Here is a 21598-nt window from a genome sequence, read left to right as displayed (position 1 = left end):
TACAGGAACTCATCATGTACATCTTTGGCTATGGAAGCCTGATTAATTCTGCCTCACGCCGTTTAACCGGTCAGACTGGGCGTGCCATTCCCGCCAGCGCAACCGGATTGGTGCGCTATTTTGGCAAAATCGATGACAGTTACATTCTTTCACCCTTAGTGGTTCATCAAGGTGACGGGCAAATTAATGGTGTGCTGTTGGAAATTGATGAGGTTGCGTTAGCGGAGTTTGATCGCCGTGAGCGCGGTTATCAGCGCATCGCGTTAACTGCGGATCGTATTCACACACAAGAGCATTTTGATCCTGAAAAACCGATTTGGATTTACGTCACCGAGCAGCATCAACCGCCCTGTTCACAAAGCCCGATCGTGCAAACCTATGTCGATACCGTACTCAGTGGCTGCCTTGAGTTTTCCGAAGCGTTTGCACGGCAATTTGTCGAGCAAACCTTGGGCTGGCAGCATCCGTTAGACAATGACCGTCACGCCCCCAAATACGGCAACTTGGCGGGGGTGAAACCGGAGCAGCATGGCTTGATTGATCAACTGATTGCCGCAGTACGCTAAACGATTCTCACCCCATTGGCGATAACCCGTTGTGGGGTGAGCAATACACTCTCTTCCCCATCTTGCGTTTCCGCGCACAGCAGCATGCAGTGGGATTCTACACCAGCTACCAAGCTCGGTTTGAGATTGCACAGCACCACCACTTGTTGATTGAGTAATTGTTCTGCCGAGTAATAAGGTGCTAACGCGGTGACGGCTTGCAACATCTGTTCTCCCAATGCAATCTGCACAATATAGTTGCGGGTCGAACGGGGATGAAGCTTTGCCTCAACAATGGTGCCAATGCGTAAATCCAGCCGCGCAAAATCATCGTACCCTACCGTCAAAAACGCCGAGTCCATAACTCTTATCCTTCTTAATCATTAAAAACGTTTACACTTTACGCCAATCCTTGTTGAACAAGCGTCATGGCTCACAATTCACTCTTATGTACTCAGTTACAATTGCGCTGTTTTCACAGAGAGCGCTACTATTGCGCCTGTGATAGAGAAGGAATCTTATGGCAACCATAAAAGACGTAGCGCGTGAAGCCGGTGTATCTGTGGCAACGGTTTCACGCGTCATCAACAAATCCCCGAAAGCTAGCCAAGCCTCGATTGATGCGGTGACCAGTGCGATGCACAAACTCGGCTATCGTCCGAACGCCGCCGCTCGCGCTTTAGTCAATCAAAGCACCAATACCATAGGGGTCTTGGTCAGCGATGTTTCTGATCCCTTCTTTGGAACTTTAGTCAAAGCCGTCGACACTGTCGCCCACCGCGAAGGAAAACATTTGCTGATCGGCAACGGCTACCACCGAGCGGAAGAAGAGCGCCGCGCGCTGGAACTGCTCATCAACAGCCGCTGTGATGCCTTGGTCATCCACTCCAAAGCGCTTCCCGATGAAGAGCTGATTGAGTACGCCAACGAGGTAAAAACGCTGGTGTTGATCAATCGCCATATTCCTCAGCTCGCCGATCGCTGTATTTCACTCGACAACCAGAAAGGTGCTTATTTAGCAACCGATTTTCTCATCCGTCAAGGACATAGAAACATTGCTTGCATCAGCTCCTCTCATCAAATAGAAGATGCCGACCAGCGTATTGCGGGCTATCAACAAGCCTTGAGCGAACATGGCATCACCCTAAGCAGCAGCTATATTGAAAAAGCCAGCCCAGACAGTGAAGGCGGCGAACAGGCGATGACTAACCTACTGGTAAAATCACTGCCTTTTACCGCAGTGGTCGCCTACAACGACAATATGGCCGCCGGAGCCCTGTTGGTGCTTGAGGAAAATGGGCATTCGGTTCCTGAACATGTCTCGGTGATTGGTTTTGACGATGCCCTGATTTCGCGCTACTTGCGCCCACGCCTGACGACCGTGCGCTACCCAATTCAACTGATGGCGGAAAAAGCCACTCAATTGGCTCTTGCTTTGGCAACCGATGCGCCGCGTGAAAATGATCCGATGATCTTTTCGCCCACCATCGTTCGCCGCGACAGCGTGGCACAAAAAAGAGAGCCTTAAGGCTCTCTGGCTTATTGAGGGGATGACGCTTTCACACGTAAGGTGAGCTGATACTGATAGTGCGGCTGAGTGAGCAAAAATTCAGGGTGCACACTTTGGCTCCACGAATCATCGCCGCCCACCCCCATATGCTGCGCATCCAAATTGAGATACAACTTATCGCCCGCCACCAACTCGTTGCTGTGTTTGGCTTTATCCAACATCGCTTGTGAGTAGCGACTGAGCGAGAAGTGAAAATCCCCTTCCACCACCAAAGCGCCCACTTGTAGCTGGCGAGTATCACAACGCAAACCATTTTCGCTCGGGAAAATGTACGGTGTATGCAGCTCATTCACCGCGGCAGTGTATCGCCCCACATGCGCCGCTTGTAAACGATCTGGATAATTCTCATGCGGCCCGCGACCAAACCAAGACACTGGGGTTTCTGTCACTGGCAATGCGAGCGTTAACCCCACTCTTGGCAGCGGCGGTAAATCGGCACACACCTTCACCTCAACATTCAGTTCTACCCGCGCATCACCGAAGATTTGGTAACGCCAACGGGTACGGATCGCTAACGCTTGCTGATGGTAATGGGCGACATCGACCACTACTTCGACGCATTCGGTCAAGGTGGTGACTCGCAGATCGTCACATTCTACACGCAGCTTATCTAAGCCCGCCGCATGCCAACGTGCGATCCAGCTGTTCGGGTCAAGGTGCTGCGCTTCGCTGGTACCAATATCGTTATCCAGCACCGCGCGGTAAAAGTTATCGCGCAGCGGTTCACTCAACACAGGCTGACCGTTTTGCCACCACTGCTCCAATAGCCCAGTTTGGCGGTTAAACTGCCATTGCTGATTGGCCGCCTCGACGCGCACCTTATCCCCATCTTGCTGCCATTGAGGCAGCGGAGCGTGTGTGATTTTAGGTAACATGCTTCTTTGTGGCTGCAAACACCACTGCTCACTAGCAATACAGTGCCCAGCCTTAGACCAAGGCTGATCCTCACGACACAACAAGACTGCATTGAGATGGTATTCATGCTCTGGCAACATTGGCAGCGACGCTAAATCCAGCGTGATTGTGCCGCGCGGCGCAATATCGAGCGGCTGACGCTCTTGCTTAATCTCTTGCCCATCGCACAGCACACAGACCACTAACTCCAGCGGCAGCGCTGCAAACAAGCGCTCATTGTGAATGGTGAGCTTGGGATAGTTCAGCGAAAACTGGTACGGCTGCTGGACTTTTTTGACTTCATGTAAAGCCGGATGCGGCGTGCGATCTGGAAACAGCAAACCGTTTATGCAGAATTGGCGATCGTTAATCGTATCCCCAAAATCACCGCCATAACCCCAATAGTGGCACCCCTCGCTATCCCATTTGGAAATGCCCTGATCGACCCAATCCCAAATAAAGCCACCTTGCAGACGAGGAAACTCACGAAACGCCTGCCAGTATTTATAAAACGCGCCCAAGCTATTGCCCATCGCATGAGCATATTCACACAAGATGAGGGGGCGGTTTTCCTGCGGCAAGCTGATCCAATTTTTCAGCGCATATTTGGGAACCGCAGGATGCGGCTGATGCTGATCGACCCGCGCGTACATCGGGCAAACAATATCGGTCGCCGCCGTATTAGCGCCGCCCCCTTCGTATTGTACAGGACGCGATGGATCGCGCTGTTTCGTCCACTGATACATAGCGTGATGGTTGGTACCAATCCCCGATTCATTGCCGAGTGACCAAATGATCACACAAGGATGGTTTTTATCGCGCTCCACCATGCCAATCATGCGCTGCAAATAGGCATTCACCCATTGTGGATCATTGGAAAGTCGGCTCATCGGAAATTGGCCGTGGGTTTCGAGATTGGCCTCATCCACCACATACAAACCGTACTCATCACACAGTTCATACCAACGCGGGTGATTGGGGTAATGGGCGGTGCGCACCGCATTGAAATTGCTCTGTTTCATCAATTCAATATCGCGGCGCATGCTTGCTTCATCCATCACATGCCCGAGTTCTGGGTGATGTTCATGACGGTTCACCCCGCGAATCAGCAGCGGCTGACCATTGAGCTTCAGTAGCCCCTGAGCGATTTCTACTTTGCGAAAACCCACTGCTGCGCTTTCAAACTCAATCGGCGCGCCATCTTCATCAAGCAAACTGATCACGCAGCGGTAAAGGTAAGGTGCTTCATCACTCCACAGTGTCGGAGAGCAAATCGCTAAACTGTGTTCGGTTCTATCGTGCCATGCTCCTTTTTCATCCACCACACGTTGACCGGTATGTAAGGCTTGTGAACGCGCCACGCATTCACCTTGTGCATCGAATAAAGCCACTTGCACTTGATGATGACGAGTCACTTGGCTTAAGCGAGTTTCTACTCGCAATTCAGCGTGTTGATAAAGCGCATCCAACTCTGTTCGAATAAAGAAATCTTCAATCGCGAGTATCGGCTTGCGATAGAGATACACATCGCGAAAGATGCCACTCAGCCACCACATATCTTGGTCTTCCAAATAAGAGCCATCAGACCAGCGCAGCACCATGGCCACCAACAGGTTTTCACCCTCTTGTAGATAAGGGGTGAGCTCAAACTCGGCAGGCAAGCGGCTATCTTGCGAATAACCGACCCAATGACCATTGCACCACAGATGAAATGCCGAATTGACCCCATCAAATACAATGCGAATGGACTCGGTTAGCGCTTGTTTTTCCAGTGTAAAACGGTGGCGATAACAGCCAGTTGGATTATCTTGCGGCACGTAAGGCGGCCGATCCGCAAATGGATATTGGATGTTGGTGTAAATCGGCTTATCAAAGCCTTGCATCTGCCAGTTACTCGGTACAGGAATGTGCGCCCAAGCGCTATCATCGAAATCCGGGTCTATCACCGCAGGCTCAACCGCTTCTGGCTTCTCAAACAGAGCAAACCGCCACTGACCATTTAGAGATTGGCGACTCCCCCCAACAGCCAAACGAGCCTCCTGCTCAGTGCGATAACTGTGCAAAGGAACATGGGGTGTACGGCAGTGCCATTTAACGATGTGCGGGTTTTGCCAATCTTGGCTAAGAAGAATATCGGAGAAGTTGCGCATAAGATCCTCTTGAATACGCGAAGCAACAAGCCAATAACGCCTTTGCTCTACGGCGTACATCCCTCAAGCCGAGGAGTAAAGAAGTCATTCAATAAGATTCGCAGCTTTGAATAGGAATGATGACATACTGCAGATGCGAAAAAGTCTAACAAACTTTCAAACACCGATTCTGTGAACCACTCACCAATTGTGTAAACGTTTCCACAATTTAAATAGAGGTCGATATTGACCCAATTTTTCTATTTCTGAATCGATTCATACGATTGCCATCATAATGGTGTAATTTTTTACACATTCGGAGTTGTTCTGCGCTTTGACTCTCCATAACCTATGCTCCTACGGATGTTGACCTTCCATTGATTACGGATGACTTCAGATCATTATGCTGACGATTTTTAAAACTTTTTTTGCTTTAGGTTGGGTGAGCTTTGGTGGCCCGGCGGCACATATTGGCTATTTTCGTCATACTTTTGTGGAAAAATTAGGCTGGGTTAGCGAGCAAGAATATGCACAATTTGTGGCCCTGAGCCAGTTCCTTCCTGGCCCCGGTTCTAGCCAAGTTGGTTTTGCGATTGGTTATCATCGTGGTGGTCTGGCTGGCGCTTGGGCAGCGTTTCTCGGTTTTACCCTTCCCTCCGTGCTCATCATGCTGCTGCTCGCGGGGCTAAGCAGCCATCTCCTTGATACCCCACTGTTTGAACAAGTGATTCATGGCTTGAAGCTACTCGCGATCATAGTGGTGGCCGATGCTTGTTTAACCATGTATCGCAATTTTTGTCAGCAACGCCTTACTGCAGGGTTATGTGTTCTTACTGCGGTTGCGATTACGCTGGCCCCCAGTTTACTCACCCAATTTGCGGTGTTACTGCTTGCCGCATTGGTCGGCCAAGCCCGCTTAGCGCCGCAAGCGTCTTCTTCGCTCGAGGCTTTTCGCCCCTCTTGGCTTTCACTGCTGCTCTTTGCAAGTTTATTACTCGGGCTGCCGCTATTGGCTGCAAGCTCACCGCTGGTTGAGTTGTTTGGCCATTTCTTCCAAGCAGGAAGCTTAGTGTTTGGTGGCGGTCATGTAGTTCTTCCCTTGCTGCAAAATGCCTTAGGTGACAGCCTATCGACCGATCAATTTCTGACGGGCTACGCGGCAGCCCAAGCGGTGCCGGGCCCAATGTTTACCTTAGCCACTTACCTTGGCTATGTGCTGACACCAGAGATGCCCGTGGTTGGCGCTTTAATTGCAACCTTAGCCGTGTTTCTCCCCGGTTTTTTATTGCTACTCGGCGTACTCAAAAATTGGTCGGCATTGGCTCAGCGCCCGAAAGTTGCAGGAGCCATGCAAGGAGTAAACGCCTGTGTGGTCGGTTTACTGCTCGCCGCCTTATATCAACCCGTTTGGAGTAGCACAGTACATGCCCCACTCGATTGGGCAGCCCTGTTAGTCGGCTTCTTCTTGTTTAAAGTCTTGCGACTTCCTTTAATTGGCATGGTGGGGAGCGCCTTGTTATTTGGTGTGCTCAGCGGCTTAATCTAAAAAGCAACGGGATGTGATCGAGTAGTAAAACAGACCTCGAGTAGTAAAACAGACATAGAAAAGCACCGCCCTAATGCGGCAATCCACAAAACCTTGTCTAAACTTAATGAGTAGCTAGCAAGGAAGGGCGGTGATATGCAGATGCAACCCAAAGTCGGTCAGTTTCGCTATTACCCATCGGTGGGTTCGCTCAATACCTATTTAACCAATATGCTCGAGAAAATTCGGGTAGAGCTGCCTGATATCCAAAGGATTTCATTCGCTCTGTACGATGAGAAGAAAGACTCGATTAAAACCTGTGCCGACAGCTCTCCGGTCAGTCATGACTTTGTGCATTATGAGTTACCACTCGCCAACTTACCTTCTTTACAACAGAGCAAAGAGTCCGGTGCACTGCGCATTATTCACGATCTCGCGAATCAAACCAAAAGCCATACACCTCATAACCGCTGGTTGTTGGAACAGCAATATTGCTCTTCGTTAGTGAAACCCGTTTTTGATCAACACACCTTCGTCGGTTTCCTATTTTTTAACGCTTCAATGAGCCATTATTTTTCTGCGTCAGTCGTTGAACGGCTAGAAACCTATTTATCGCTCATCCAACAATCCATCTGTGGTGAATACGCCTTAATCCATCAGTTGGTTGACCATGTACACCAAATTGAAACTCAATCTCCCGAGCACTGGCTTCACATCAAGCAACATAAAGAGCGGATCAGCCGTTACGCGCGGATCATCGCACTCGATGTCGCAGATCAGTATGCGCTCGATGATGAGCTCATAGAAAACATCAGCCAGTTTGCCACTTGCCATGATCTTGGGAAATTGGCCTTGCCAGCCGACCTTCTGCAAAAACGCGCTTCACTGGCCAACCATGAAAAAGAGCAAGTTCATAACCATATTGAATACGGCATTGATTTACTCAATGAAGTGATTGCAAAGCTAGGTACACCTCACCATCCTTGTTTGGCCGTTTTGCGAGAAATCATGGCTTATCACCATGAATTTTTGGATGGCAGCGGCTATCCATTTGGTCTAGTCAGTGACCAAATTCCTATCCCAGCACGCATTATAGCGGTCGCTAACATCTTTGATGCCCTGACCGCACATCGCCCTTACAAACAAGCGCAATCCATTCCTCATGCCCTATTGGAACTGGAAAAAATGGTCAGCGATGGCAAGTTAGATCGTCATTGTGTGAATGCCCTGCGTGAGAATCAAGAAGAGCTTAAAGAGATCGTTGCCCGTTTCCCGGAACAAGATCCCAAGGATCAGGGAATCACCCACTGAGCGCATCCTCCCAATCACGTGCATCGACAAAATTGAACCGCTTAGGGTAAGTAATCCACTGATTAGATTCAGAGTCTTGTTTGATCTCGTCAACAAATCGTAAAGTTTTACACTTCTCTTATGCAAAAAGGTTCGATGAAATACGCTCTCCATGCTACGTTTTACAATAAATTAACATAATAACAACGTTACCCGGAGTTTGAGAATGATCCAGCCTAATCAGTTCAATCACCCTCCTTGTGCTCTCCCACCACCCAATGAGATGTTGCTGCGTTGGGCTAAAGAGCGTCCGAATGAGGTGTACCTAAAACAGATTATTAACCGCCAATTTGTTGAGTTTACTTACGCCGAAGTTGCGGATAAGGCTCTACGCCTCGTTTCCGCTTTGCGAGCCTTAGGGGCTGAGCCGGGCGATAAAGTTGCATTAATTTCAAAAAACTGTGCGGAATGGTTTATTTGCGATTTAGCCATGATGCTCGGGGATTACATCAGTGTGCCTATCTTCCCGACAGCAGGCAGTGAGACTATCGATTACTGCCTTGAGCACAGTGAAAGTAAAATCCTGATCGTCGGCAAGCTGGATGATAATAAAGCCACTGCGCATGTGTTAGCAGAGCGTCCTAATCTTATCAGTATCTCGCTTCCTTATCCTTCGGCAGCCAAATGCCAATATGAGTTTCAAACGCTGATCAAACAGCATCAACCCAGTGAAGAGCGCCCCACCCACTTTGATGAAAAACTGATGTCCATCGTTTATACCTCTGGTACATCAGGACAACCGAAAGGTGCCATGCTCACTTATGGCGCATTTACTTGGTCCGCCCAACAACTGATCAACCACATAGGCATCGAAGAAAACGATCGACTTTTCTCATATCTGCCACTCGCTCATATCACTGAGCGGGTTTATATTTTTGGCTCATCGATCATCGGTGGCGTACTGACCGCATTTCCGGAATCTCTCGATACCTTTATCGAAGATGTCAAAATGCACCGTCCAACCCTGTTCATTTCTGTACCTCGTTTATGGACACTGTTCCAACAACGCATCCAAGATAAACTGCCGCAGAAAAAGCTGAATATTCTGCTCAAAATCCCCTTCGTCAACTCACTCATCAAACGTAAGTTGGCCGATGGTTTAGGGCTAGATCAAGCTCGCGTGCTCGGTTGTGGCTCCGCACCAGTCTCTCCTGCATTACTCGAATGGTATCGCAGTGTCGGACTAAACATTACCGAAGCGTGGGGCATGACGGAATCCTTTGCATACAGCACTCTCAACTATCCATTCCGTGCTGACAAAATCGGTACTGTGGGTAATGCAGGACCGGGCATTGAACTGAAAATCGCGGAGGATGAAGAAATCTTAGTCCGCAGCAAAGGCTTGTTTGCTGGCTACTATAAAAATGACACCGCGACAGCCGAAAGCTTTAACGATGACGGTTGGCTACATACTGGCGATATCGGGTCATTGGACAGTGAAGGCTATTTAACCATTCAAGGTCGTAAAAAAGACACCTTTAAAACCGCTAAAGGCAAGTTCGTAGCCCCCGTTCCTATCGAGAAAAAGCTGTTTGAATACAGCCGAGTTGAGATGATGTGCTTGATCGGCTCTGGTCTCCCAGCCCCCATCTTGTTAGCCGTTCCGCACAATTTCCCTCACTTTGATCGTGCGCGTTATGAACGCACCACCCAAAAAGTGATAGCACGCATCAATAGTGAATTGGAATCTCACGAACAAATTAAAGGGGTGTTAATGATTAAAGATCCTTGGAGCATTGATAACGGCATCTTAACGCCAACGCTCAAGATCAAACGTCATGTTCTAGAGAAGAAATATCACGATGTCGGCCAAAACTGGCCTAAAGGTCAGCTCGTCGTTTGGGAAGAGTAAGGACTTAGCACGCTAAGCGGACGGCCTTGTTTGTCGAGCCGTCCTCGCTGGCAGGAAAACAAAAGCCCCGTAAGCTTTCACTTACGGGGCTTTTTAAGCTTTAAAACAAAGAATTACTTCTTCGCGTTACGCTCTTTAACTTCAGCAATAACTTGCTCAGCTACGTTGTTTGGACATGGTGCGTAGTGAGAGAACTCCATAGAGAACTGACCACGACCAGAAGTCATTGTACGTAGAGAACCGATGTAGCCGAACATCTCAGATAGTGGTACGTCTGCTTTAACGCGTACGCCTGTCAGACCCATTTCTTGGTCTTTGATCATGCCACGACGACGGTTCAAGTCACCGATAACGTCACCCACGTGATCTTCAGGAGTGAACACATCCACTTTCATGATTGGTTCAAGAAGCTGAGGAGCCGCTTTTGGAATTGACTGACGGAATGCGCCTTTCGCTGCGATTTCAAATGCGATTGCAGATGAGTCAACTGCGTGGAAGCCACCATCGAACAGTTCAACTTCAACGTCAAGTACAGGGAAGCCAGCAAGAGTACCGGTATCCATCATAGACTTGAAGCCTTTCTCAACGGCTGGCCAGAATTCCTTAGGAACGTTACCACCAACAACGGTTGACTTGAAGGTGAAGCCAGAGTTTTGCTCTCCTGGACGGATACGGTAGTCGATCTTACCGAACTGACCTGAACCACCAGACTGTTTCTTATGCGTGTAGCTATCTTCAACTGCTTTAGTGATAGTTTCACGGTAAGCAACTTGAGGAGCACCCACTTCCAGCTCAACGCCGTAAGTACGCTTAAGGATGTCTACTTTGATGTCTAGGTGCAGCTCACCCATACCTTTCAGGATGGTTTCGCCAGAATCTTCGTCAGTCTCAACTTGGAATGATGGATCTTCTGCAACCATCTTACCAATCGCGATACCCATTTTCTCAGAACCGTTCTTATCTTTAGGCTTAACAGCGATAGAGATAACTGGTGTTGGGAAAATCATTGGCTCAAGAGTACATTCGTGCTTAGGATCACATAGAGTGTGACCAGTTTGAACGTTCTTCATACCAACGATCGCGATGATGTCACCTGCTTGTGCAGATTCCACTTCGTTACGGTCGTTTGCGTGCATCTCAACCATACGGCCGATACGCTCAGTTTTACCTGTTGCGCTGTTAAGAATGGTATCACCCTTCTTAATCTTACCTGAGTAGATACGAACGAAGGTCAGGGCACCAAAACGGTCATCCATGATCTTGAACGCTAGCGCTTTTAGTGGTGCATCAACAGATACTGTTGCTACTTCACCAGTAGGCTCACCCGTTGCTGGATCAGTCAGTGGTTGTGGCTCAACTTCTGTTGGAGAAGGCAGGTAGTCAACAACTGCATCCAGAACTAGCTGCATACCTTTGTTTTTAAACGCAGAACCACAGAAAGTTGGGAAGAACGCGAGATCACGTGTACCTTTACGGATACATGCTTTGATTTGCTCAACAGTTGGCTCTTCGCCTTCCATGTAAGCCATCATCAGCTCGTCATCTTGCTCAACAGCAGTTTCGATCATCATTTCGCGGTATTCTTCTACCTGATCAACCATGTCTGCTGGAACTTCTTTCACTTCGAAGTTTTCTGGAAGACCTGAGTCATCCCATACGTACGCTTGACGAGTTAGTACATCAACCACACCAACGAATTCATCTTCGCGGCCAATAGGTAGAGTCATAACCAGTGGGTTTGCGCCAAGAACTTTCTTCACTTGCTCAACTACGCGGAAGAAGTCAGCACCCATACGGTCTAGTTTGTTAACGAAGATCAGACGAGATACTTCTGATTCGTTCGCGTAACGCCAGTTAGTTTCTGACTGAGGTTCAACACCGCCAGAACCACAGAATACACCGATACCACCGTCAAGAACTTTCAGAGAACGGTATACTTCAACGGTGAAGTCAACGTGTCCCGGGGTGTCGATTACGTTAAAACGGTGACCTTTCCAGAAACAGGTAGTCGCAGCAGACTGGATAGTGATACCACGCTCAGCTTCTTGTTCCATGAAGTCCATCGTTGAAGCGCCGTCATGTACTTCGCCCAGACGGTGGATTTTACCAGTCAGCTTCAGGATACGCTCAGTGGTAGTGGTCTTACCCGCGTCAACGTGCGCGAAGATACCAATGTTTCTGTATAATGATAAATCTGCCATTGTCTTACTCTGTTAATAAGGTATAAAGTGCGCGCAGAGTATATCACAATCTGTCAAGACTGATACCCCTGCATGCACTTGCTGAAAAAAAATATGCCCTAGCGACTTAGCGTTGCAGCCGACACGGCAGCAGTTTCAAGTAGCCAAGGGGATGAACGAGTGCCTATCGCTGAGAAACTATAGGTGATCCTCAAACGGCTCGCGAGGCGCAACCATGATATTTTTACGCTGTGCTTTTTGGCGTCATTCGTGTTCAAAACCAACTACCCATTACAGCTCATCAAAAGCCGCGATCGCATCAGAAAGCTTTTTCACACCGTGGATCTGCATACCTTCAATACCACCTTTCGGCATATTGGCAATCGGCACAATCGCTTTCTTAAAACCATGTTTGAAGGCTTCGTTAAGGCGCTCTTGACCACTGGGTACGGGACGAATTTCTCCAGCCAATCCGACTTCACCAAAAACCACGACATCTTTTGGCAGCGGACGATCACGAAAACTCGACAATAACGCCATGAGTAGCGCTAAATCTGCACTGGTCTCCGTCACTTTCACGCCACCGACTACGTTCACAAACACATCCTGATCGGCCATTTGCAAACCACCGTGTTTATGCAGCACGGCGAGTAATAAAGAGAGACGGTTTTGTTCTAAGCCAACCGCCACGCGTCTTGGGTTAGCGAGTTGTGAGTAATCGACCAAAGCTTGAATCTCGACTAAGAGTGGGCGAGTTCCTTCCCACACCACCATCACTGAGCTACCAGATGTGGCTTCTTCTCCACGAGAAAGGAAAATCGCCGATGGATTACTCACCTCACGCATCCCTTGTCCAGTCATCGCAAACACACCGAGTTCATTGACCGCACCAAAACGGTTTTTATGACTACGAAGTGTACGAAAACGACTGTCGGTATCACCATCAAGCAGAATCGAGCAATCGATGATGTGTTCAAGAACTTTAGGTCCCGCCAACGTACCATCTTTGGTTACGTGGCCGACAATAAATACCGCCACATTATTTTGTTTGGCATAACGCGTAAGCGCCGTGGCCGACTCACGCACTTGCGCGACACTCCCCGGCGACGATTGCACATCCGCCACATGCATCACTTGAATCGAATCGATGACCATAATGCGCGGCTTTTCTTGCTCAGCAATCTGGCAAATCCGATCCACATTGGTTTCTGAGAGCATTTTTAGATGCTGTTTCGGCAAACCAAGCCGTGAAGCACGCATCGCGACCTGCTGCAACGATTCTTCGCCCGTCACGTACAACGTCGGCATCTGTCCGGAAAGTAAACACATGGTTTGCAGTAGTAAGGTCGATTTACCCGCGCCCGGATTACCACCAATCAAAATCGCCGCACCCGGCACAATTCCGCCGCCGAGTACGCGATCTAGTTCTTTAAAGCCACTGGTGAATCGAGGCACTTCTTGTAAATCAATATCAGCCAAAGTTTGTACTTTCGCTTCAAGGGCTCCCGCATAACCGACCAACCTTTCATTGCGCGCCACTTGCGGTGAAGCCGCTAAACGAACTTCTGAAATCGAATTCCACGAACCACAGGCATTACACTGTCCTTGCCAACGCGGAAAATCCGCTCCACATTCATTACATACATAGGCGCGCTTAGCTTTCACAATCAATCCTCGAACTTGCTCTCACTTATCAGGCGTAATACTTTAAGAAAAAGTGGAACGGCTGCAACATATCGCTAAAGATTAGTATGTTGATGCCGATGCATCAGAATGGAAGACACTTTAACAGAAAAGTATGCAACAGACCGAAATTCTCTCTCTGGTTGAAAGGCTTATACCCGTTTATCGTTCCGGTGACCTTGACTACCTTTTGTCGCAAATGACCGAAGGGCACCCGCCTTCGGCCAAATTATTGGTCAAAATGGAACTGAACCGCCTAATGGCACCTTGTACAAAAAGCATTGATTTACGTGGCAAAGTTCAAGGAGAGTGTCGGGAATACCATTTTGATGGCCGCCAACACTGGCTTGATGATGTGGCGTTCAACTCTTACCAAAAAAGTCTCAAGAAATTTGGGGCTTATACCGAAGGGGTGTGGGAAGCGGTCAATAACACGCGCAATAATTTCCGAGTCATGAAGCAACAAGGCAAACTCGATCCGAAAACAGATCAGCCGAAAGATACGAGTTTTGAAGTTGAGCCGGTCAAGCTCGGATACGACCTCAAACGCCAAGAAAACCGCTTAAAAATCTCCAGCCAGATCGAAATCCATCTGAAGAACGAGCAATTAGTACACGGTCTGAGTGTTGACCTCTCCCCTTCTGGGGCCAAATTAAAAGTGCCAGCAGCATTTGACTACAAATTGGGCGAGGTGATTCAAGTCTATTTTTCTGACTTAAATAAAACCTCAAACGTGGTGGGACTGCATAAAAGTATCGATTACCGGATTCTCGGCGTCGATGAGTCCTATGACAGTGATGCGATTAAATTTCTGCGGGTATTGAAACTCAGTGATACCGATGTAATTGAAAAAGTCATCGAGGAAGCGATTCAGACTAATACGCAGAAAGCACGCCACGACAACCAAGATAAGATCATTCGTGCCCGTACTCGTGGCTATGAGCACATGTACCTCAAACACACCTGTAATCTACCGCTGTTTTTTAGTGGCAACGAACTCAAGCTGGCGTTACTCACCGAGAATAACCGCCCCATTTGGCAATATTGGCACGATGAGCGTAACCAGCAAGCACTTGGCACCTTATTCAAACCAGAACGCATGGCACACTTAACCGCTCCGGGCGTTCGGGGCAGCAATAATGTGTTATACGCCTTTAAGCATGAGCACCAACACAAGACTTTATTTTTCTCTATGCTGATGCCAGAGGCGACCCAAGAGCAGCGCAAGCTGTTTTGGCATATTGGCGCTAAACGCGATAGCTGGAAAGCGTTTCGACTGTTTGTGTTTGAACTCTCCGATGAAGAGCGAAAAACGCTCGCCGAACACTCTCGTGAATTAGCTGACCAATCCCGTTTGCTCACTCATTGCGGTGTACTGCAAGAAATCAGTGATACTGAAGCCGCACACGACTATTTACTGGTTGAAAAACCCAATTTACCGAGCAGCGCACTGAATGATTTCCGCCACCCACGTCAGGTCGTCGGTACGCCTATGGGTATCTATTTTGATGCGCGCTCACGGCGCAAAGAGCCGCGTTATCGGTTTAGAACACCAGTACAAGTGAGCAAAGATACACTCAAGGTCACGGGAGCAACGGTTGATCTCTCTAAGCGTGGGCTCAGTTTGCTGTTAGATGCCCCACTGGATGTCAAAGCCAACGATCAAGTCTGGGTCGATTACCTTGAGCTCAAGTTGTACGACAAAAGCCTTCCCTTAGACAATGCCCCCTACAAAGTGGTGCGTATCGGTCCAGAAGGACGCCGTTTACAACTGGTTATTGAGGAGAATTTACAAACCCTCAAAACCATTGCTTTCTTTAATAGCATCATTGAGCACAACCAAGACAAACTATTGAAAAAAGAAGAGATACTTCCGAGCAATGCCCTGCTCGAAAGTTTGCATAATATTCTGCTCGATAAAATGGTGAGTACGCCATTTTTTGTTGAAAAGGTTGGGAGTAATCTTAAACCCAAAGTGATTGGGGTGAACTACCCACTTCCACCACATCTGGCGCTGTTGGCCAAATTGGGTAGTGAGAATCGAATTACTCTGCAACCAATATTTAAGGGGCATACCAACTCGTTACTCGCAACGCCAATGAAACGGATTGAAGGCGCGGTACCGCAATACCATGAGGTGTATTTGAGTGCGGTGAAATACGGAACACGCATTCAATCCGTGGAATCACGTTTGTTGAGTGACTTTGCCGATACTCGTGAACGCATCCGTTTTATCCGCCAAGGGCAAGCGATGGGCGAATTCTACGCACTCAGGGTGAGTGGTGTTCCGGTGTTTGCACCGATCACGAATTTGCTACGCAGCGATTTGACCGAGCTGGCTGAGATCAGCCCACACCACGCCAAAAGTTTAGAAAAAGAGATGCTGGCACAAGTCGGCTATGGTGAATTGGTCGATATTACTGAGGAAGTGTTGATCCGACTTGAGTTGACCTGATACTAGCGCTATACCCAAACCACTTGGAGTTGCAGGTAGGCGGCAAGTGAGTGAATCCCCATGAGCATAGACAGACTATGTGATTGGGGTGAACGAACGTAGCCAACACTCCTGCAGCTTCAAGTAGGAAGGGTATATCTCTTCCAAACATAAGCCACGTCACTGAACGTGGCTTATTTGATTAACCTAAGTTCCATGTGTCGGCTAAGGCTTACTTTTCCAACTCAGTTTTTGCTGAGCGACCAGTGCGGCAGAAAGGATACACACGACGCCACCTAATCCTGCAAAACGCACCGCCGTTTGCGCCTTGGCTTCAACCTTAGGTTTGGCATGGTATGCCACCCCAAGCCCTGCGGCCGCCATCATCACCAAATCATTTGCGCCATCACCAACCGCTACCGTGTTATGAATTTCCACATCGTATTGCTGAGCAAGCGTCAGCAAAATATCCGCTTTGGTTTGCGCAGAGACTACCTCTCCCAGCACCTGTCCAGTCAGTTTGCCGCTCACAATTTCTAGAGTGTTAGACTGTGCATAGTCTAGCGACAACTGCTCTTTGAGATAATCAGAGAAGTAGGTAAAGCCGCCCGAGGCGATCGCGACTTTCCAACCAAAGGCATGCAGCGTTGCCACCAGCTCGGGTAATTCAGGCATTAACGGCAGGGTTTCGCGTACTTGGCTTAGGATCTGCTCCGGAGCATCTTTAAGTTTACTGACTCGCAAACGTAAACTCTGCTCAAAATCCAGCTCACCTTGCATCGCGCGCTCAGTGACTTCAGCGACCTCTTCCCCGACTCCCGCAAGCTTAGCAATTTCATCAATGCATTCGATCTGGATCGCGGTCGAGTCCATATCCAGCACAATTAACCCCGGCTTGGTGAGATCGGGCACATCCTGAATCCGCGCGTAATCGAGTTCTAGCGCTTTAAGAATGGTTTCATGCTCAGACGTCAGCTCACCGTCCATCAATGCGACTTCATAACGTCCCACTTTCCACATATCTAAGATGGCATTGAAGCGATTGGTGAAGAAATCCATGTCTTCAAATTGAGCGGGAGTTAGGTAATGTCCAAACACAATCCAACTGGCACGTTTTTTCGCTAATTGGGTGACAAAACGCGTTTCAGGAAAACGATTGAGTAGCGTTGTGTGTTTTTTGATCGGTAAAGTTGTTAAAGCATCCATGTCCACTTTCCTTATTCGGTATAGCCAGACGTTACCCTATTGCAATTTAAAAACGCAAGTCTCAATATGAGCGCAGTTGGTTTTTTGTAGGTTTCTCTCATCATGGATGGTTCACTTTTTTCATTCCGAGTCGTTGTGCGCGTGGCAACGGTGTTCGCTGTCGCAGTCATGTTTTTTATCACCATCCAAAACAGCGTTGTGATCAGTAAAGGCAATGAACGCATTCAAGCCAACCAGTTGGAAACCTTAACCAAAGTTCTGATTACTCAAGCGGCGATGTCTGCGGGAAGTATGATTGCCGATCAAGATCAGGAACGTCTGTTAGCACTCACTAACCAGCTTGCTACTGATCGTCTGGTATTCGATGCCTCGATTTATGATTCTGAAGGCGTATTGCTGGCTGCGAGTGACTCTGCGCTCAGTGTGCGTGAAGTGCTGGGTTTAGATACGCCACTGCATACTGCCAGCATTGGCCGCCAACAATTAGTTGAACCCGTAGTTCACGACGGTAGTTTAATTGGTTTTGTACGGATTACTTTTGAAACCGGTAAAGTGACGGCGATTTCAGACCACCACTATCGTAAGAGCGACCACAATATGTATTGGATGCTGTTGATGAGTTTTGTCAGCGGTGTACTACTGACGCTGTTACTACGACGCAGACCGAAAAAACCAACAGGTGAGAACTTACTGCTCAAGCAAGCCGAACAGTCTTTGAATGAGTAACAGGAAAAATAAATTGAGTGATAAAAAACCTCAGTACTGACTGAGGTTTTTTTGTATTCAGAGATAACACGAGTACAAAGATTAGTAACCCGCTTGATCGCCAATTAGTACAGAGTCCAGTGCGATTTCAATCATCTCATTGAAGGTGTTTTGACGCTCTTCTGAGGTGGTTTGCTCGCCCGTTTTGATGTGGTCAGACACAGTACAGATCGCCAGTGCTTTCGCGCCGTATTCCGCCGCTACACCGTAAATGCCTGCCGCTTCCATTTCTACGCCAACGATGCCGTATTTATCCATCACATCGAACATGGAAGGATCTGGCGTGTAGAACAGTTCTGCAGAGAACAGGTTGCCAACTTTCACGTCAATGCCACGTGCTTTGGCCGCTTCTTCTGCAGCTTTTACCATCTTGTAATCCGCAATCGCAGCAAAATCATGATCTTTGAAGCGAATACGGTTGACTTTAGAGTCAGTACACGCGCCCATACCGATCACCACATCACGCACTTTGATGCCTTCGTTCACTGCACCACAGCTACCGACGCGGATAATCTTTTTCACGCCGTAATCTTTGATAAGCTCGGTTACATAGATTGAGCAAGATGGGATACCCATACCATGCCCCATCACAGAGATCTTGCGGCCTTTGTAAGTGCCTGTGTAGCCGAACATATTGCGCACATCACATACTTGAACTGCGTTATCGAGGAAGTTTTCTGCGATGTATTTCGCGCGCAGCGGATCACCCGGCATCAGTACAACGTCAGCGAAATCACCCATTTGCGCATTAATATGTGGAGTTGCCATGTTTTCGTTCCTTTGGTTTGTTGGCTCAATCGCCATCATTCAACAAAACCCTAAGACTGAAGCTAGCCTTAGGGTATGCGTATTATAAAAAGTTCTTACCGTAATCCATTGGCGAAGTGCCAAAGTAGCTTGCCAGAGTTTGCCCGATATCAGCAAAAGTGTCACGACGACCTAATGAACCCGGAGCCACTTTCTTGCCATAAACCAGTACCGGAATGTGTTCACGAGTATGGTCAGTGCCCGGCCATGTTGGGTCACAGCCGTGGTCGGCAGTTAAAATCAGAATGTCATCTTCCTGCATCAGCGCTAGAACTTCAGGTAAACGCTTATCGAAATACTCCAGTGCCGCCGCATAACCTGCGACATCACGGCGGTGACCATAAGCCGAGTCAAAATCCACAAAGTTAGTGAATACGATGGTGTTATCACCGGCTTGTTTGATCTGCTCTAAAGTCGCTTCAAACAGATCTGGAATGCCCGTCGCTTTGACTTTGTCGGTAATGCCGCAGTACGCGTAGATATCGGCAATTTTACCGATAGACACCACTCGGCCTTGCTTCTCTTCCACCAACTTTTGCAACACTGTGGCTGAAGGGGGCTCAACCGACAAATCACGGCGATTACCGGTACGAGCAAATTGTCCTTTGCCCGGGCCAACGAATGGACGCGCAATGACGCGACCGATGTTGTAATCCGCCAGCTCTTCACGAGCGATTTGGCAAAGCTCCAGCAGACGAGCTAAACCAAATGTCTCTTCGTGGCAGGCAATTTGGAATACAGAATCTGCCGAGGTGTAGAAAATCGGCTTGCCCGTACGCATATGCTCTTCGCCCAAATCATCCAGCACTTGCGTACCAGAGGCGTGGCAGTTGCCTAAAAATCCGTCCAAACCCGCGCGCGCTAAAATGCGATCGGTCAGCTCTTTCGGGAAGCTATTTTGCTTATCGCTAAAGTAACCCCATTCAAACAGCACTGGCACACCAGCAATTTCCCAGTGACCTGACGGAGTATCTTTGCCTGATGACAGCTCTGCGGCATGGGCATAAGCGCCGATGATATCCGCACGCTCATCCAGCCCCGGCGCAAAACGTCCGGTCGACTCTTTATGCGCCATCGCCAAACCCAGCTTAGAAAGGTTCGGCAGTTGCAATGCGCCTTTACGTTCTGCGTTATCCGCCAAACCTTGCGCACATTGATCCGCGATGTGGCCTAAGGTATCAGAACCGACATCACCAAAGGCTTGTGCATCCGCTGTTGCGCCAATGCCAAACGAGTCTAAAACTAAAATAAATGCTCTTTTCATTGCTCACTCCCCCGAACTTACACGTCTTGAGCTCGAATTTGACGGTAAACATCCGGTGTTGGTACGTAATCTCCGCCCACTTTAATCGCACTTTGTAGTGCATTGGCAGCTTGTTGCCACTGCTCTTCATTGCGGGCATGAATCATTGCTAAAGGTTTGTTGCTGTCGGCGATTTCACCCAGACGGATAAACCGATCAAAGCCGACAGCGTAATCGATACGATCGGTCGCCACGCGGCGGCCACCGCCCATGCCGACCACCGCCATGCCGATGGCACGGGTATCCATCGCAGAAATAACGCCAGATTGCTGAGCGTAAACTGGGCGAACAATCTCAGCTTTCGCAAGATACTTGTCGTAGTTTTCAACAAAATCGCTTGGGCCACCGAGGCCTGCGACCATTTTGCCAAAACGATCGGCGGCTTGGCCGTTATCCAGCACTGCTTGCAGTTTCTCACGTGCTTGCGCGGTATTTTTGGCTAACTTGCCAAGTACCAGCATTTCCGCACACGACGCCATAGTGACTTCCAGCAGACGCGGATTGCGGCATTCGCCAGTGAGGAAACGTACTGCTTCACGCACTTCCACCGCGTTACCAGCAGAGGACGCCAGCACTTGGTTCATATCAGTTAAAATCGCCGTGGTATTGGTGCCTGCACCGTTGGCCACTGCCACGATCGATTTGGCGAGCTCTTCAGACGCTTCGTAAGTTGGCATGAAAGCACCAGAGCCAACTTTCACATCCATCACGAGCGATTCAAGGCCAGCCGCCAGTTTCTTAGAAAGAATTGAAGCGGTGATCAGCGAGATGTTATCCACCGTCGCGGTAATATCACGCGTTGCGTACACACGCTTATCCGCCGGAGCCAGATCGCCAGTTTGGCCGATGATCGCCACGCCGGCTTGTTTGGTCACTTTGCCAAACACGTCATTGGTTGGGGTAATGTTATAGCCGGGGATGGCTTCAAGTTTGTCGAGCGTCCCCCCAGTGTGACCAAGGCCGCGGCCAGAAATCATCGGCACATAACCGCCACAGGCTGCCACCATAGGGCCAAGCATCAGTGAGGTCACATCGCCCACGCCGCCCGTGGAGTGTTTATCCACAATCGGACCATCAAAATTCATGTGGCTCCAATCAATCACCATACCGGAATCGCGCATCGCGCACGTCAGTGCAATACGCTCAGGCATGGTCATTTCACGGAAAAAAATCGCCATCGCAAACGCGGCAATTTGCCCTTCAGAGACAGTGTTATTCGCTACACCTTGAATGAAGAAGTTGATTTCATCGTTGGTGAGAACTTCACCGTCACGCTTTCTGCGGATAATTTCTTGAGGTAAATACTTTGCTTGAGATAAAGACATAGCTGCCTCCCAGTTCCCAAAGAAACTGCG

15 protein-coding genes are annotated in these 21598 nt (G+C 48.8%); 7 read left to right on the top strand and 8 right to left on the bottom strand.

Going from position 1 to position 21598, the window contains the following annotated elements:
* Positions 1 to 14 precede the first annotated feature (14 nt).
* A complete protein-coding gene (locus F0316_RS02605; RefSeq protein WP_000275214.1) occupies positions 15 to 566 on the top strand; it encodes a gamma-glutamylcyclotransferase family protein in 552 nt (183 codons plus the stop codon).
* Here the strand turns inward: F0316_RS02605 and F0316_RS02600 are convergent.
* Positions 563 to 907 carry a tRNA-binding protein gene (locus F0316_RS02600; protein WP_000376454.1) on the bottom strand — a complete coding sequence of 115 codons (345 nt, stop codon included), beginning with the start codon at positions 905 to 907 and terminating at the stop codon, positions 563 to 565. The genes F0316_RS02605 and F0316_RS02600 overlap by 4 nt on opposite strands.
* A 158-nt stretch (positions 908 to 1065) precedes the next feature.
* On the opposite strand from F0316_RS02600, the gene F0316_RS02595 reads away from it, so the two are divergent.
* Positions 1066 to 2073, top strand: a complete 1008-nt coding sequence (locus F0316_RS02595) for a substrate-binding domain-containing protein (protein WP_000201003.1) — start codon at positions 1066 to 1068, stop codon at positions 2071 to 2073.
* A gap of 11 nt (positions 2074 to 2084) precedes the next feature.
* Here the strand turns inward: F0316_RS02595 and F0316_RS02590 are convergent, their stop codons facing one another.
* Positions 2085 to 5159, bottom strand: coding sequence for a beta-galactosidase (locus F0316_RS02590; RefSeq protein WP_149560184.1), 3075 nt, complete (start codon positions 5157 to 5159; stop codon positions 2085 to 2087).
* A gap of 382 nt (positions 5160 to 5541) precedes the next feature.
* Here F0316_RS02590 and chrA point away from each other — a divergent pair, with 382 nt between their 5' ends.
* The 3 genes from chrA (at position 5542) to F0316_RS02575 (ending at position 9865) form a co-directional block, all read left to right on the top strand.
* Positions 5542 to 6684, top strand: coding sequence for a chromate efflux transporter (gene chrA, locus F0316_RS02585; RefSeq protein WP_095481756.1), 1143 nt, complete (start codon positions 5542 to 5544; stop codon positions 6682 to 6684).
* Positions 6685 to 6819: 135 nt separating this feature from the next.
* Entirely contained in the window at positions 6820 to 7974 is a 1155-nt protein-coding gene (locus F0316_RS02580; protein WP_060779845.1) for an HD-GYP domain-containing protein, read from the top strand.
* 205 nt (positions 7975 to 8179) lie between these two features.
* Positions 8180 to 9865, top strand: a complete 1686-nt coding sequence (locus F0316_RS02575; RefSeq protein WP_000615855.1) for an AMP-binding protein — start codon at positions 8180 to 8182, stop codon at positions 9863 to 9865.
* Between the two features lie 113 nt (positions 9866 to 9978).
* Here F0316_RS02575 and fusA read toward each other — a convergent pair whose 3' ends face one another.
* A complete protein-coding gene (fusA, locus tag F0316_RS02570; protein ID WP_000774532.1) occupies positions 9979 to 12066 on the bottom strand; it encodes an elongation factor G in 2088 nt (695 codons plus the stop codon).
* 270 nt (positions 12067 to 12336) lie between these two features.
* On the bottom strand, positions 12337 to 13713 hold the full coding sequence (gene radA / locus F0316_RS02565; protein ID WP_032074635.1) for a DNA repair protein RadA: 1377 nt from the start codon (positions 13711 to 13713) through the stop codon (positions 12337 to 12339).
* Between the two features lie 130 nt (positions 13714 to 13843).
* On the opposite strand from radA, the gene F0316_RS02560 reads away from it, so the two are divergent.
* Complete coding sequence (locus tag F0316_RS02560) at positions 13844 to 16183, top strand: PilZ domain-containing protein (RefSeq protein WP_102786984.1); 2340 nt, start codon at positions 13844 to 13846, stop codon at positions 16181 to 16183.
* Between the two features lie 204 nt (positions 16184 to 16387).
* Here the strand turns inward: F0316_RS02560 and serB are convergent, their stop codons facing one another.
* Positions 16388 to 17368 carry a phosphoserine phosphatase gene (serB, locus tag F0316_RS02555; RefSeq protein ID WP_000339691.1) on the bottom strand — a complete coding sequence of 327 codons (981 nt, stop codon included), beginning with the start codon at positions 17366 to 17368 and terminating at the stop codon, positions 16388 to 16390.
* Between the two features lie 102 nt (positions 17369 to 17470).
* On the opposite strand from serB, the gene F0316_RS02550 reads away from it, so the two are divergent.
* Positions 17471 to 18094, top strand: coding sequence for a YtjB family periplasmic protein (locus F0316_RS02550; RefSeq protein ID WP_000349084.1), 624 nt, complete (start codon positions 17471 to 17473; stop codon positions 18092 to 18094).
* Between the two features lie 81 nt (positions 18095 to 18175).
* On the opposite strand, the gene deoD is transcribed toward F0316_RS02550, so the two are convergent.
* The 3 genes from deoD to deoA form a co-directional block, all read right to left on the bottom strand.
* Positions 18176 to 18901 (bottom strand): purine-nucleoside phosphorylase, encoded by a 726-nt coding sequence (deoD, locus tag F0316_RS02545; protein WP_000224887.1) that lies wholly within the window; start codon positions 18899 to 18901, stop codon positions 18176 to 18178.
* An 82-nt stretch (positions 18902 to 18983) separates the two neighbouring features.
* The gene (locus tag F0316_RS02540; protein WP_000816440.1) at positions 18984 to 20204 is read right to left on the bottom strand and encodes a phosphopentomutase; all 1221 of its coding nucleotides are present in this window, start codon (positions 20202 to 20204) and stop codon (positions 18984 to 18986) included.
* Positions 20205 to 20221: 17 nt separating this feature from the next.
* Entirely contained in the window at positions 20222 to 21568 is a 1347-nt protein-coding gene (gene deoA / locus F0316_RS02535) for a thymidine phosphorylase (protein WP_149560183.1), read from the bottom strand.
* Positions 21569 to 21598: the final 30 nt, after the last annotated feature.

The sequence above is a fragment of the Vibrio cholerae genome, assembly GCF_008369605.1.
GTDB lineage: Bacteria > Pseudomonadota > Gammaproteobacteria > Enterobacterales > Vibrionaceae > Vibrio > Vibrio cholerae.
Note: the sequence above shows the minus strand (reverse complement) of the source record. Positions and strands in the feature narration are given on the sequence as shown.

What these genes read in the sequence shown, in the direction of transcription:
- F0316_RS02605 (WP_000275214.1), top strand. Translation starts at nt 15, where the DNA reads ATGTACATCTTTGGCTATGGAAGCCTGATTAATTCTGCCTCACGCCGT.
- F0316_RS02600 (WP_000376454.1), bottom strand. Translation starts at nt 907, where the DNA reads ATGGACTCGGCGTTTTTGACGGTAGGGTACGATGATTTTGCGCGGCTG.
- F0316_RS02595 (WP_000201003.1), top strand. Translation starts at nt 1,066, where the DNA reads ATGGCAACCATAAAAGACGTAGCGCGTGAAGCCGGTGTATCTGTGGCA.
- F0316_RS02590 (WP_149560184.1), bottom strand. Translation starts at nt 5,159, where the DNA reads ATGCGCAACTTCTCCGATATTCTTCTTAGCCAAGATTGGCAAAACCCG.
- chrA (WP_095481756.1), top strand. Translation starts at nt 5,542, where the DNA reads ATGCTGACGATTTTTAAAACTTTTTTTGCTTTAGGTTGGGTGAGCTTT.
- F0316_RS02580 (WP_060779845.1), top strand. Translation starts at nt 6,820, where the DNA reads ATGCAGATGCAACCCAAAGTCGGTCAGTTTCGCTATTACCCATCGGTG.
- F0316_RS02575 (WP_000615855.1), top strand. Translation starts at nt 8,180, where the DNA reads ATGATCCAGCCTAATCAGTTCAATCACCCTCCTTGTGCTCTCCCACCA.
- fusA (WP_000774532.1), bottom strand. Translation starts at nt 12,066, where the DNA reads ATGGCAGATTTATCATTATACAGAAACATTGGTATCTTCGCGCACGTT.
- F0316_RS02560 (WP_102786984.1), top strand. Translation starts at nt 13,844, where the DNA reads ATGCAACAGACCGAAATTCTCTCTCTGGTTGAAAGGCTTATACCCGTT.
- serB (WP_000339691.1), bottom strand. Translation starts at nt 17,368, where the DNA reads ATGGATGCTTTAACAACTTTACCGATCAAAAAACACACAACGCTACTC.
- F0316_RS02550 (WP_000349084.1), top strand. Translation starts at nt 17,471, where the DNA reads ATGGATGGTTCACTTTTTTCATTCCGAGTCGTTGTGCGCGTGGCAACG.
- deoD (WP_000224887.1), bottom strand. Translation starts at nt 18,901, where the DNA reads ATGGCAACTCCACATATTAATGCGCAAATGGGTGATTTCGCTGACGTT.
- F0316_RS02540 (WP_000816440.1), bottom strand. Translation starts at nt 20,204, where the DNA reads ATGAAAAGAGCATTTATTTTAGTTTTAGACTCGTTTGGCATTGGCGCA.
- deoA (WP_149560183.1), bottom strand. Translation starts at nt 21,568, where the DNA reads ATGTCTTTATCTCAAGCAAAGTATTTACCTCAAGAAATTATCCGCAGA.